The following is a 13,651-nucleotide window of genomic DNA, read 5'->3' as shown; positions in this document are numbered from 1 at the left end:
GTAATATGTGGTTAAAGTTCTGCAAATTTTTGGAGAAATTAAGAGAACTACAGGACCGGATGAATAAAACAATAATTATTATCAATTAAAATACTTGCCAAATGAATCGGATATATGATAATCTATAAACACAAAATGATAATGAAAGTCAATTGCAATTAATGCGGAGGTGAAAAATGAGTATAGTAATAGTCGGAGGACATGACAGAATGGTCTGTACATATAAAGAGATATGCAAACAACATAAGTGTAAAGCTAAAGTATTTACTCATATGCCCGCCAACTTTAAAACTATGGTAGGAAAACCTGATCTGCTTATTTTATTTACCAATACCGTTTCCCATAAAATGGTTGTTTCTGCCCTTCAAGCGGTAGAAAAAGATGACACCATTATAGAAAGAAGCCATAGCAGCAGTGCCTATGCATTAAAAGACATATTGTTGGAGCATTGTGCGGTATAAGTATAGATCTTAAATGCAGCAGTTCTTAGAATACCAGTTTAACTATTTCCGGGGTTACCCGGACATTAACACATAAGGAGGATTCTTATGAATAAGATATTTGTAGTATATTGGAGTGGAACAGGTAATACAGAAAAGATGGCAAAGATGATTGGTGAGGGTGTTTTATCAGAGGGAAAAGAAGCAGAAGTTGTTGAAGTAACAGCGATAAAAGCGGAAATGCTGAAGGAAATACCGGTATTTGCTCTGGGATGCCCATCTATGGGAGCGGAAGAATTAGAGGAAGAATATATGGAACCTTTTGTTGCTGAAGTAGAAAAATATGCTCAGGGAAAAAGAATTGGGCTGTTTGGTTCGTACGGTTGGGGAGAATGTGAATGGATGTCTGATTGGGAAGAAAGATTCATCAGTGCAGGTGCGGAAATTGTAAATGGAAAAGGTGTTACCGTTCTTGGCGAACCCGATAAAGAAACCCTGGATCGTTGTTATCAGTTGGGTAAAAGTCTCGCGTTGTAATTAAATTATGGAATGATAAAATTAATCGGAAAACTTATAATGGTTTTAAGAAAGAAAATAATAGCATAAAATGAGCAGTGAGCTGATAGCAGATAATTAATTTATTTAACTTTGACCTTAAGTAAGATAAATTACTTGTATTGTAACGGCTCACTGTTTTTATGCAATAAGAAATTGCGTACTATTGCATAAAAAGCCCGACCGGCAGGATGCACATGACGCGTTTTAAGGAAGATGTCACTGTCGTGACAGCGCGTCAGCGCTAAAGTCTGGCAAGCCAGACTCTTTCTTGTATTTTCTAATATTATAATATTTTCTTTTAGACTTTATTTTAAATTATTATGTGAGTATAATGATATATAGATAATGGTTACCAAAAAAATGGAATTTTAAAAAGAAAGGATATTAATATGATTAAAGGTTTTAAAATGAAATTGTATGAAGGAATGGAGCAGGAATATTATAAACGCCATAATGAATTATGGCCTGAGATGATTGATATGATTCATGCTTATGGGGGAAAGAACTACTCTATTTTTCTGGACAGAGAAACCAATACATTATTTGGATATATTGAAATACTGGATGAAGAATTATGGGCACAGGCAGCAGATACCGCTATTAACAGACAATGGTGGGATTATATGGCAGATATTATGGAGACTAATCCGGATAACAGCCCTGTGACCCAGGATTTACAGTTAGTATTTCATCTGGATTAAATCCGGCTGAAATCAAGGATTTATGCTTATTTTCAAAATGTGATTTGTATCATAGTTTAGATAATATGAAATTGGTATACTATAAACAAAGAAAGCAAATCAATTTTGGAGGTAAATATTATGACTAAGAAATTAACAGATAAAGTAACCTGGGTTGGCAAAGTGGATTGGGAGCTGAAAAATTTTCATGGGCAGGAATATTCTACAAAGAAAGGTTCCTCCTATAATTCTTATTTAATACGTGATGAAAAAACAGTATTAATAGATACGGTGTGGCAGCCTTATGATAAGGAATTTGTTTCACGGTTAAAAGAGGAAATCGATTTAAAGGAAATTGATTATATTATTGCTAACCATGGTGAAATAGACCATAGCGGCGCACTGCCGGAGCTATTAAGAGAAATACCGGATACTCCTGTTTATTGTACTGCCAAAGGGGCTCAGATATTAAAAGCTCATTATCATGAAGACTGGAATTTTGTAACGGTAAAAACCGGTGAGACCTTAGATCTTGGTGAAAGCAAACTTATCTTTATTGAAGCTCCCATGCTGCACTGGCCTGACAGCATGTTTACTTATATGACAGAGGAAAATATCTTATTCAGTAATGACGCATTTGGGCAGCATTATGCCACGGAATCTTTATATAACGATACGGTAGATAATTCAGAATTATATGAGGAAGCACTGAAATATTATGCGAATATATTAACACCTTTCAGCTCGTTGGTAACCAAGAAAATAGATGAAATTTTAAAATTTAACCTGCCGGTAGCTATGATTTGCCCGAGTCATGGTATCATATGGAAAAAGGATCCACTTCAGATTGTAAATCAATATATAAAATGGGCAGATGCTTATCAGGAAAACCAGATCACAATTATTTATGATACTATGTGGAATGCCACAAAAAAAATGGCAGAAGCGATTGCCGACGGTATTCGTAAGGCGGATAACTCCATCACTGTAAAACTGTTTAATTCTGCAAAAGAAGATAAAAATGATATTGTTACTGAAATATTCCGTTCAAAAGCGATATTAGTTGGATCACCCACTGTAAATAACGGTTATTTACATTCCATCGGAGGGCTCCTTGAGATGGTAAAAGGACTCAAATTCAAGAAAAAAAGCGCAGCGGCATTTGGTAGTTATGGCTGGAGCGGTGAAGCTGTAAAGCAGTTAACCGATGAACTTGGCAGATGTGGTTTTAAACTTGCGGATGACGGTCACCGTTCCCTGTGGGTACCGGATGAGGAGAAATTAGCCAATTGCACAGAGTACGGAAGGCAGTTTGTTGGACATATATAATAGATGGGGTGTCAGATAGTCACTTTTGGCACTTAAAGAAAGGATAAAATTCATAATCTAAGCTGATTTTTACAAAATGTGCATGAGTGCTCTATTTTGCAGATTAACTTTCACTTAAAAGGGAAGGTTCTTACGCAAGAAGTACACGCATGCACTTAAACTATATAAGGGAGATTTTTATGGTTAAAGAATCAAATAAATGTATGTTTTGCTCAAATAAATTATGTATTCATAAGGTACCTATCTTTAATGGGCTTAACCAGGAAGATCTGATTAAAATATCAGAAAAAATTGAACATAAAGATTATAAAAAAGGAGAAGCCATCTTCAACCTAGGCGATAAACCGGATACTATTGTTATTATTAATGAAGGCAGTGCGAAAGCATATAAATACACACCGGATGGCAGAGAACAAATATTATATATATTCTCAGAAGGAGATTTCTTCGGAGAACAGTATTTACTAAATAATCAGACGGCTGCTTTTACGGTGGAAGCATTGACACCTTTTAAGGCCTGCACTCTTACAAAATTCCAATTACAGCAATTGTTATTTAAGTATCCCGATATTGCCTTGAAAATAATTGAAGAACTTGGCGGCCGTATGGCCAGACTGGAAAAAAGCCTGCAAAGCATGGGTGTTCGAAGTGTGGATACCAGAATTAGTTCTTTGTTAATGGATTTTTCAGAAAAATATGGAAAAGCTGTTACGGAGGGTATACTCATTCGCCTACCCTTAAGCCGTGAGGGGATGGCAAATTATTTAGGGGTAACAAGGGAAACCGTCAGCCGTAAATTGAGTCAAATGGAGGATGAGGGAACCATTCGTTCGGTCAGCAATAAATCCATTCTTATATTAGATGAAAAACTTTTAAAAGATACTGCGGATTTATAAAGTTTGATTTAAATCACAGAATTTTGTCCTGGAACAAGTTATACTAAGTATAGCAAAAAAACGTAACTGGTGTGTTACTTAAAACTAAGAATCTAGGAGGAATTACTATGAATTATATGGATAAAAATATATGTATCGGTGATGTGGTAGCTGCAATACCTGGAGCAACTAAAGTTTTTGATGAATTTGGAATCGATTATTGCTGCGGCGGTTTTAGGTCCCTGTCCGAAGTTATAAAGAATCAGGGGATAGATGAAACTAAAGTTTATGAGAAGATAGGGCAGACCATGGCTGACCGGCAAAATGATTATCAGGGTAGTAATTTTAACGAAATGAGCAAAGTGGTATTATCTGCTTATATCGAAGATACCCATCACAGCTATTTAAGAAAAGCTTTGCCGGAAGTATCTGAATTATTAAATACAATTGTAAGAGTACATGGTAAAAATCATAGAGAATTATATGATGTTTATAAACTGTTCGGAAAATTAAAAACCGATTTGGAGCAGCATTTAATAAAAGAAGAAACTTTATTATTTCCGGTTCTTGATCAGGTTTTGGAGAACGAAAAGGAAGTGCTGTCACTGACCGGAGAAATTGTGACGGAACATGAGGCTGCCGGTGAAATTCTAAGGGAATTGCGTAATGTATCAGGAGATTATCATTTGCCGGAAGATGTTTGTAATACTTACCGTAAGGCCTATTCCCTATTAATCGAATTAGAGCAGGATCTCCATCAGCATATCCATCTGGAGAATAATATTTTACTGAAGCAATATGTCAGTCGTTAGTTACAGGTAATTCACAAGCTTAAGTGCAATGATATCAAGAGGTCAATAATGTATTAATTGGCAGGATTGTGTTATACAGTGTTTTAGAAAGGAAAAAGTCAAATGGCTGAAAAGATAATTCATTTAAATAAATCGGTTTATGAATTATGCAGGGAAGATTCCGATATGGCCGGTATATTGGAAAAAGCGGGATTTACGGATGTTATGAAACCGGGAATGTTAAATACGGCAGGCAGATTTATGACGATTCCCAAAGGTGCAGTAATGAAAAAAATGAATCTGGATACAATAAAACAGATATTAAAAGAAAATGGATATGAAATCAGGGATTAAGTACATTATTCTTCGCTTTGATTCAATAAAATCAGCATGATACACATAGAAGTGTATAGTCAGGAGAAGTTATTATGAGTGAAAGTATTAATAACAGAGAATACAGACAAAACATTTTAAAACAGGTCATAACAAAGCTCCATGAGGGTAAAACCGTGGAGGAAGTAAAAGGAGAATTTGAGGAAGCATTTGCCGGAGTATCTGCTACTGAAATATCCGAAGCGGAGGGAGCTTTAATAGCAGAGGGACTGCCGGTTTCTGAGATTCAGCGTCTTTGTGATGTGCACGCAGCCGTGTTTAAGGGTTCTATCGAAGAGATACATCAACCTACCGATCAGACCCAGATTCCCGGACATCCTGCCAATACGTTAATACGGGAAAACCGTGCTATCGAAAGAATATTAAATCAGTTTGTAAAACCATATTTAGATGAGTTGACAAAAGAAGAAAATCTAACTGCATTAAAAGAGGGACTTAATAAATTATCCCATATCGAACTTCATTACCTAAGGAAAGAAAATCTGATCTTCCCATATATGGAGAAGTATGGAATAACCGCTCCGCCAAAAGTAATGTGGGGTGTGGATGATGAGATCCGCGCTATGTTAAAAGAAACAATAAAATATTTATCCGAAACCTCCAAGGTCACGGAAATAAAAGAAAAAATTGAAAATCTAACAGATAAAATTACTGAAATGATTTTTAAAGAAGAAAATATACTTCTTCCAATGCTTATAGAAACATTAACGTTGGATGAATGGAAAAAAATCGCAGACGAAAGCGGAGAAATCGGTTTTATGGTTGAAAAAGTACCTGTCTGGAATCCGGCTAAGGAATATCAAGGGGAAAAAAAAGAAGAAAAAAAAGAAGCAGGTGTCATAACGTTCCCTACGGGATTACTGAAAACGGAGGAATTAATCCGGATGTTAGATACCCTTCCCCTTGATATAACCTTTGTTGATAAAGACGACGTGGTAAAGTATTTCTCCCAAAGTTCCGAGAGAATCTTCCCAAGAACAAAAGCTGTAATCGGAAGAAATGTTTCTAATTGCCATCCCCCGGCAAGTGTCCACATTGTGGAGCAAATTGTAGCTGATTTTAAAAGCGGTAAAAAAGAGCATGAAGATTTCTGGATTAAAATGGGTGAAAAATATATATTAATTCGCTATTATGCTGTAAGGAGTGAAGCAGGCGAGTACTTGGGTGTACTGGAGGTAACCCAGGATATTAAACCGATTCAGGAGATTACGGGAGAAAAAAGGCTTGTGTCACAAGAATAAAGTATGCAATAATATTGTAAATATAGGTCTGCAGTAAACTATCTGGTGTAAAGAAAGTAAATCTATTAGCGGCACAGACCTTTGGCAATTGCGAACCTATTCATTTTTTATATGCCATACAAATTATTACGAATTTCATAGCTACAGTGTGGTCCAGGCCCAGTCCCGGCTTTGGAATTGTATTAATTGTATGGTATATAAATGCAATTAGTTTGTTCCACAATCATCTATATGAAAGGAAATTATATGAGTATTAAAAACATATTTTTTATAGTAATCGGACTCCTATCACTTTCTCTTGGCGCGATAGGAATTTTTCTGCCCGTTTTACCTACAACCCCTTTTATTTTATTATCTGCCGGATGTTTTTCCGTAAGCAGTCCGAAACTGGCAGATCGGTTAATGGAAAGTAAATATTTTGGCAGTTATATAAAAAACTATCGGTATCATACCGGAGTTCCGGTGAAAGCGAAAAGGAAAGCCATATTATTTTTATGGGCAGGCCTTTTTATTTCCATGTTAATCCTTAAATCTCTTGCTATGAGTGTTATGCTGTCAGTGATTGGTATATTGGTTACAATTCACCTTTATAAATTAAAAAACAGGAGTTAGCTATAAAATTTTAAAACCTGTTCCAATACAATATAAATTAGCTTTTTGTGCCAGTCTTTGTGATTTATAATTATCACTTAAGGTACTGTACAAAGGTTCACAACCTAATTGCCATTTCTAACTCTTTTATCATAGTGTCTACCCTTTGTATCACTGAAACTTTTATTAATAATGTCCCAAAGGATGAAAGATTTTATGAGTTATATAATAAGGTATCATACTCAGACTAATTATACCAGAGAAAGAACGTTCCTACGCTGCAATTCTCCGATTTTGCCAGGAAAAGTGATTTTTATGGCTCAATTATAAAAAATTAACTTGTCTGGTAAAAAAGTGAAAGATTTTTTTATAAAACTGTGGTAAAATAAATTAGATTATGAAATATTATATAGAACAGATTAATCATTTAGGAGGATTTATAAATGAAAGGAATTATTCTGGCCGGCGGTTCGGGAACGAGGTTATACCCGGTTACAAAGGCAGTATCAAAGCAAATACTTCCGATTTATGATAAACCAATGATTTATTATCCCCTCTCTATCCTGATGTTGTCAGGTATCAGGGAAGTACTGATTATCTCAACACCAAGGGATTTACCGGTATTTAAAGAATTACTGGGAGATGGAAGCCAGCTTGGCATGAAACTATCCTATGAAGTACAGGCTGAACCAAAAGGATTGGCGGAAGCTTTCATTATAGGCGAGAAATTTATCGGCAACGACAGAGTTGCGCTGATTTTAGGTGATAATATATTTTATGGCAGAAGTTTCACGGCAACCTTGCAAAAAGCTACGGAAAGAGAACATGGAGCTACAATATTCGGCTATTACGTAAGAGAACCGAAAGCATACGGTGTGGTAGAATTTGACGCGGCAGGGAATGCCGTATCGATAGAAGAAAAACCGGAGATACCGAAATCAAATTATGCGGTACCTGGGCTATATTTTTATGATAACCGGGTTATCGAGATTGCTAAAAATATTAAACCCTCTGCAAGAGGAGAGTTGGAGATCACCGCAGTAAACAATGTTTATTTGGAACTAGGTGAATTAAAAGTAGAAACCTTGGGCAGGGGAATGGCATGGCTGGATACGGGAAATCATGATTCCCTGTTGGATGCATCTAATTATGTAGCATCAATTCAGAAAAGACAGGGACTTTATATTTCCTGTATAGAAGAAATTGCTTATAAAAAAGGATATATTAATAAGGAACAATTGTTAAAACTTGCAGAACCTTTGCTAAAAACTGAATATGGCAGGTATCTGGTTGATGTTGCTAATGGACTGTAATTCATAGTAACCTGACGAAACAAAAACAAAATAGGATACTGCAAATATGATGTGGTAGAATAGCAGAATACAACAGGAGAAATTATGGGACAATTTAATTTTATAAAATGTAATATCGAAGGTTTATATCTAATTGAACCAAAATGCTTTGGGGACAGCCGCGGATACTTTATGGAAACGTATAATTTCCAGGATTTTGAGGCCGCAGGGCTGACTCAGGTTTTTGTTCAGGATAATCAATCCAAATCCAGAAAAGGAGTACTGAGGGGACTTCATTTTCAAAAAAAATATCCTCAGGGAAAACTGGTTCGAGTGATAAAAGGGAAAGTATTTGATGTTGCCGTGGATTTACGTTCAGGTTCCAAGACATACGGTAAATGGTATGGGGAGATCCTATCGGATGAGAATAAAAGACAGCTGTATGTTCCGGTAGGGTTTGCCCACGGATTTTTAGTGCTTTCAGATGAAGCAGAATTCGCTTACAAATGTACTGACTTTTACCACCCGGAAGATGAGGGCGGAATTATATGGAATGATCCGGACCTGAATATAACATGGCCCATAGAGGACGATATGGACATAACTATTTCCGAAAAAGATAAAAAGCAGATCAGGTTCTGTGAATTAGATAACGAAAGAATCATTTAAGTGCCAGCTCCTTTCCAACGTTAAGTGGAGCTTTTGATACCTGAAGTCAGGTGCAGCATTTGGGTTATTTTAATAGGAATGGGGAAAATGTGAAGAACCCCGGTGGTACGGAAAAGAGGTTAAGATGGAACGAAGAATAGTAATTACAGGTGCTAATGGCCAGTTGGGGCGGGCATTAAACCAAGTACTGAAAGAACGGACAGATTTAACAGTTGTTAATACCGATACGGGAGAACCTACCGCATATTGTCCCACTATATTGGACATTACCAATTCCGTTGCGGTTATGAATTTAGTACAGGAGATAAAACCGGAGATAATAATCAATTGCGCTGCTCATACGGCTGTGGATTTATGCGAAAGTGATCAGGATAGGGCTTATCGTATTAATGCGATCGGTCCGAAGAATCTGGCTGTTGCAGCCACTGCCCTGGATGCGAAACTGATTCACATATCAACGGATTATGTGTTTGATGGTGAGGGCGATACACCTTATACAGAAGGTTCTGTAACCAATCCCCAAAGTGTATATGGTACCACGAAATTGGCAGGAGAAGAATTTGTTAAAAATTCTTGCGAAAAATATTGTATCTTACGCACAGCCTGGTTATACGGCGATGGAAAAAATTTTGTTAAAACTATGTTAGCATTAGCTGAAAAGCAAAATGAGATTAAGGTGGTAAGTGATCAGTATGGATCACCTACCAGTGCACTGGAGTTAGCAAGGGCAATTACCTTTCTGATTGATAATGACGGTTTTGGGGTATATCATGCAACTTGTGAAGGAATAACGACCTGGTATGAATTTGCTGCAGAAATTTTCCGGTTGGCAGGAAAAGACGTGATAGTAAGCCCGATCACATCAGACGAATATAAAGCACCCGCTAAACGTCCGAAGTACTCTGTATTAGAAAACGAGAAACTAAAAGAAGCAGGATATAATATGAAAACCTGGCAGGAAGCACTACAGGAATATATGGAACAATTATTAATCAGGAGGTAATTAACTTGAAGACATACTTAGTAACCGGAGGAGCCGGTTTTATCGGCTCTAATTATATTCAGTATATGTTTAACAAATATAATGAATCGATTCGCATTATTAATGTAGATAGTTTAACCTATGCCGGAAATCTTGAGAATTTAGTATCCGTACAAGACAGGAAGAATTATATTTTCATTAAGGAAGATATCTGCAATAAAGAAGTCATGTTTAATATATTTAAGGATTATGATATTGACAGAGTTGTTCATTTTGCGGCAGAAAGCCATGTAGATCGCAGTATCCGCAATCCACAGGTTTTTGTAAATACGAATGTCTGCGGGACAATCAATTTATTGGATGCGGCTAAATGTGCCTGGGAAACGGATGACGGATACAAAGAAGATAAAAAATATCTACAGGTATCAACCGATGAAGTATATGGTTCACTGGAAGAAGAGACCGGTTATTTTTATGAAACAACTCCGATTGATCCTCACAGCCCTTATTCTGCCAGTAAAGCTTCAGCGGATATGTTGGTAAAAGCTTACATAGATACATTTCAATTTCCTGCCAATATCACCAGATGCAGTAACAATTACGGACCTTATCAATTTCCTGAAAAACTGATTCCCTTAATGATTAACAATGCGCTGAATGGCAAGAAACTTCCGGTTTATGGGGATGGTAAGAATATAAGGGATTGGCTTTATGTTATGGATCACGCCAAAGCAATTGATATGGTTATGGAAAACGGCAGAATTGGGCAGATATATAATGTGGGCGGTCATAATGAAAAACAGAATATTGAAATTATTGATTTGATTATTAAGACACTTGCGGAGTTACTACCGGAGGGAGATTCCCGGAAAGCTCATATAAACAAAGAACTGATCCAATACGTGGAAGACCGAAAAGGCCATGACAGAAGATATGCCATCGCACCGGATAAAATTAAAGCAGAAATCGGCTGGGAACCAGAGACTATGTTTGCGGAGGGAATCCGTTTAACAATAGAATGGTATCTGAATAATAAGGAATGGATGTCCCACGTAACCAGCGGCGATTATCAAAAGTATTATCAGGAGATGTATAAATAATTAGGACACCATAGGGTGTCAAAAGGTATTTTTGTCTGCATTCATACAAAATGCAAAATTGACCTTTTGACACTCGAATTCTTTAAGGGAATTGCGTCCTTATCCGGTGCCAAATTACAGATACAGATTCATTAAATAGGCATCATAATACTTATTGTTTATTTTAAAGAATTTCTTATAGGTCCCTATCTTAACAAAACCTAAATTTTCATATAAGTGGATAGCTTTCTCATTATCAGATTTTACTTCTAGCTGTATAACTTCCAGTTTTGCCGTTTCTTTACCGAATTTTATTAATTCTTTCATCATTGCGGTTCCAAAACCTTGACCCCAAAAGGATTTTTTTACGGAAATAGCTATTTCACCTCTATGAGCAATTCTAGCCTTGGAATAACCGGATAATGAACTGACAGATACAATCTCACCATTAACTTTGCCCAGCAGCATAATGGAATTAGCAGAATTATTTATGCCCGATATAAAGGACTGTTCCTGTTTGACCGATAGATTAAATTCTCCTTTACCAAATAATAAATTATCACTTTCACCGCCGATAATATTTAAATATTCTATAATTGCTTCGGCATCTTCCGGGCCTGCTTTAATGATATGTAAACCATCTTTATTTATCATACGCTATCCTTTCTTATATAAAAATCTTTTAAGCAAATACGGCACAATTCATTTTTTGAAGAATATTGAATTAAAACTCGTTTCCAGCTTTCTTTGCCCTTTGTGAAATCTTTTTTCTAATACGCTACCATATTTTCCAAAACTTTGTCAAATAGTATTAAATTTTATTTGATTTTTTGTAATATATTTAAAAAGGATTGCAGTTTGTTAACTGAATTGTAACTTATTTAATAAAACTTCAAGGTTGTTTTTATATATTTTGTCTTATTATAACCTGGTTTAGCGATTTTTTTATGGATAATTTATGCTTGAATGGATTTTAATAGCTTGCATTTCCATTTATACTATGATATAATTATTACATAATTATTAAATGATTATTACCCAATCTTAATACATGTTCGAAATTTGTAATAATTTGATGGTTATAACTAGGAATGACTTAAGTAAATATTAAGCCGTTAAAAGGAGACTATTATGAAATTCAGAAAGTTACTATTGTGTATGTTTGCAGGAATTGCATTAACAAGTTTTGCGAATGTATACACATATGCAGCAGAAGAAGATAATATTGTTACAGAAGATACTACAGTAAAAGATACTACCATAGATACAGCAGCTGCTAGCGTAGCTGTAACGAATAATACAGAAGTTGTTAGTGGTACAACGGGCGTGGATACAACAATTACAGACAGCCAGAGTACAGAAGCTGTTACATCAGGAGTTCCGGCTGATGTGAACAAGGAAAGTACTGCAACGGATACCCAGACAGCAGAAGATAAAAAAGCGGAAGAAGAAAAAGCTGCTAAGGAAGCTGCAGAGAAAAAAGCAGAAGAAGCAAAAAAAGCAGAAGAAGCAAAAAAAGCTGCCGCGAAAAAAGCTGCGAGAGCAAAAGCAGAAGCAAAAAAGAAAGCAGAAGCTGCGAAAAGAGCAGAAGAAGCAAAATACTCTAAAACTGATTTAAGATTATTATCTGCTTTAATTTACTGTGAAGCTAACGGCGAATCCTATAATGGTAAACTTGCAGTTGGTATTGTGGTAATGAACAGAAAAAGAGCAGGAGCATTTCCGGATACGGTCAAAGGCGTAGTCTATCAAAAATATCAATTTGGGCCTGCATCAAGCGGTGCTTTAAATAATGCTCTGGATCAATATGATAACGGTAAATTTACATCAAGTTCAGAGAAAGAATGTATTAAAGCCGCAAAAGCAGCATTGAGCGGAACCACTAGTATAACAGTGAAAGGCGCTAAGAAGAATTTCACTCAGTACAAATATTTTAGTGGTAATTTAAGAGGCAATACATTTACTTTAGGAAATCATGAATTTAAATAAAGAAAACGGAAGGCTGTTGAAGTTGATTCAACGGCCTATTTTTTTGCTTTTTTATAGCAGCTAATACAAAGCTGTTAGGCAGATGCGTATCATGTCTTTTAAATTCAGTCAAAAGTTGAATTACAACACATTGAATTATAACATATACTTTATGCTAAGAAAAAAATATTTTCTAGGTATTGACAATTATGGACTATTGTGATAGTCTGAAATCATAAAAGAGACTATCACAATAGTCTAAAAAGAGAGTAAGAGTGAAAGAAAATTTTGAAAAGGAAAGGTTGCCACTGTGTGATTCTTTCACTCTGCGAAACTTTTGTTTCGCATTTTATTCTGTGGCAATATCGCAGGCCTGCCTGCAATATACAATGGGTGTAAAATATGGAGATAAAACTTTTTGACTCTGAACTAAAAGTTATGGAGGTCTTATGGGAAAAAGGAGAAATTTCTGCGCGAAGTATTGTAGAAATTCTTGCAACACAAATTGGCTGGAATAAGAACACAACTTACACAGTCATTAAAAAATGTATTGAGAAGGGAGCTATTGAACGTAAGGAGCCCGGATTTATCTGCAAGCCGCTGGTCACAAAAGATGAAGTGCAGCAAAGTGAAACGGAGCAATTAATTGATAAGATGTTTGGCGGTTCAAGTGAACTTTTCTTTTCCGCTTTTCTCAAAAACAACGGCATTTCAGAAAAAGAAGCAGAACGTCTTGCCAAAATGATTCGGGAGGTGAAATAAG

Annotated in this window: 16 protein-coding genes; 15 read left to right on the top strand and 1 reads right to left on the bottom strand. The window is 36.0% G+C overall.

What is annotated here, in order from left to right; genetic code table 11:
• Positions 1-176 precede the first annotated feature (176 nt).
• From RBU59_RS10275 to rfbB, 13 genes are all read left to right on the top strand, one after another.
• Positions 177-461, top strand: coding sequence for a DUF2325 domain-containing protein (locus tag RBU59_RS10275; RefSeq protein WP_308147779.1), 285 nt, complete (start codon positions 177-179; stop codon positions 459-461).
• Positions 462-548: 87 nt separating this feature from the next.
• Positions 549-977 carry a flavodoxin gene (locus RBU59_RS10270; protein WP_308147778.1) on the top strand — a complete coding sequence of 143 codons (429 nt, stop codon included), beginning with the start codon at positions 549-551 and terminating at the stop codon, positions 975-977.
• A 410-nt stretch (positions 978-1,387) separates the two neighbouring features.
• On the top strand, positions 1,388-1,699 hold the full coding sequence (rhaM, locus tag RBU59_RS10265; protein WP_308147777.1) for an L-rhamnose mutarotase: 312 nt from the start codon (positions 1,388-1,390) through the stop codon (positions 1,697-1,699).
• Between the two features lie 120 nt (positions 1,700-1,819).
• Positions 1,820-3,007, top strand: a complete 1,188-nt coding sequence (locus RBU59_RS10260) for an anaerobic nitric oxide reductase flavorubredoxin (protein WP_308147776.1) — start codon at positions 1,820-1,822, stop codon at positions 3,005-3,007.
• Positions 3,008-3,186: 179 nt separating this feature from the next.
• Positions 3,187-3,903: a Crp/Fnr family transcriptional regulator gene (locus RBU59_RS10255; RefSeq protein ID WP_308147775.1), complete on the top strand. Its 717-nt coding sequence runs from the start codon at positions 3,187-3,189 to the stop codon at positions 3,901-3,903.
• A 107-nt stretch (positions 3,904-4,010) separates the two neighbouring features.
• A complete protein-coding gene (ric, locus tag RBU59_RS10250; RefSeq protein WP_308147774.1) occupies positions 4,011-4,694 on the top strand; it encodes an iron-sulfur cluster repair di-iron protein in 684 nt (227 codons plus the stop codon).
• Positions 4,695-4,796: 102 nt separating this feature from the next.
• Positions 4,797-5,027: a DUF1858 domain-containing protein gene (locus RBU59_RS10245; protein WP_308147773.1), complete on the top strand. Its 231-nt coding sequence runs from the start codon at positions 4,797-4,799 to the stop codon at positions 5,025-5,027.
• Positions 5,028-5,101: 74 nt separating this feature from the next.
• Positions 5,102-6,307 carry a DUF438 domain-containing protein gene (locus tag RBU59_RS10240; RefSeq protein WP_308147772.1) on the top strand — a complete coding sequence of 402 codons (1,206 nt, stop codon included), beginning with the start codon at positions 5,102-5,104 and terminating at the stop codon, positions 6,305-6,307.
• Positions 6,308-6,553: 246 nt separating this feature from the next.
• Entirely contained in the window at positions 6,554-6,919 is a 366-nt protein-coding gene (locus RBU59_RS10235) for a YbaN family protein (protein ID WP_308147771.1), read from the top strand.
• Positions 6,920-7,341: 422 nt separating this feature from the next.
• Positions 7,342-8,211, top strand: coding sequence for a glucose-1-phosphate thymidylyltransferase RfbA (rfbA, locus tag RBU59_RS10230; RefSeq protein ID WP_308147770.1), 870 nt, complete (start codon positions 7,342-7,344; stop codon positions 8,209-8,211).
• Between the two features lie 84 nt (positions 8,212-8,295).
• Positions 8,296-8,859 carry a dTDP-4-dehydrorhamnose 3,5-epimerase gene (gene rfbC / locus RBU59_RS10225; protein WP_308147769.1) on the top strand — a complete coding sequence of 188 codons (564 nt, stop codon included), beginning with the start codon at positions 8,296-8,298 and terminating at the stop codon, positions 8,857-8,859.
• Between the two features lie 124 nt (positions 8,860-8,983).
• Positions 8,984-9,862, top strand: a complete 879-nt coding sequence (gene rfbD, locus RBU59_RS10220) for a dTDP-4-dehydrorhamnose reductase (RefSeq protein ID WP_308147768.1) — start codon at positions 8,984-8,986, stop codon at positions 9,860-9,862.
• Positions 9,863-9,867: 5 nt separating this feature from the next.
• Positions 9,868-10,941: a dTDP-glucose 4,6-dehydratase gene (rfbB, locus tag RBU59_RS10215; protein WP_308147767.1), complete on the top strand. Its 1,074-nt coding sequence runs from the start codon at positions 9,868-9,870 to the stop codon at positions 10,939-10,941.
• Between the two features lie 114 nt (positions 10,942-11,055).
• Here the strand turns inward: rfbB and RBU59_RS10210 are convergent, their stop codons facing one another.
• Positions 11,056-11,574 carry a GNAT family N-acetyltransferase gene (locus tag RBU59_RS10210; protein ID WP_308147766.1) on the bottom strand — a complete coding sequence of 173 codons (519 nt, stop codon included), beginning with the start codon at positions 11,572-11,574 and terminating at the stop codon, positions 11,056-11,058.
• A gap of 477 nt (positions 11,575-12,051) precedes the next feature.
• Here RBU59_RS10210 and RBU59_RS10205 point away from each other — a divergent pair, with 477 nt between their 5' ends.
• Both RBU59_RS10205 and RBU59_RS10200 read left to right on the top strand, forming a co-directional pair.
• On the top strand, positions 12,052-12,909 hold the full coding sequence (locus tag RBU59_RS10205; RefSeq protein ID WP_308147765.1) for a cell wall hydrolase: 858 nt from the start codon (positions 12,052-12,054) through the stop codon (positions 12,907-12,909).
• Between the two features lie 381 nt (positions 12,910-13,290).
• On the top strand, positions 13,291-13,650 hold the full coding sequence (locus RBU59_RS10200) for a BlaI/MecI/CopY family transcriptional regulator (RefSeq protein WP_308147764.1): 360 nt from the start codon (positions 13,291-13,293) through the stop codon (positions 13,648-13,650).
• Position 13,651 lies beyond the last annotated feature (1 nt).

The sequence above is a fragment of the Anaerocolumna sp. MB42-C2 genome (assembly GCF_030913705.1).
GTDB lineage: Bacteria > Bacillota > Clostridia > Lachnospirales > Lachnospiraceae > Anaerocolumna.
The sequence above is the reverse complement of the archived record's forward strand: the minus strand, read 5'-3'. Positions and strand labels throughout refer to the sequence as shown.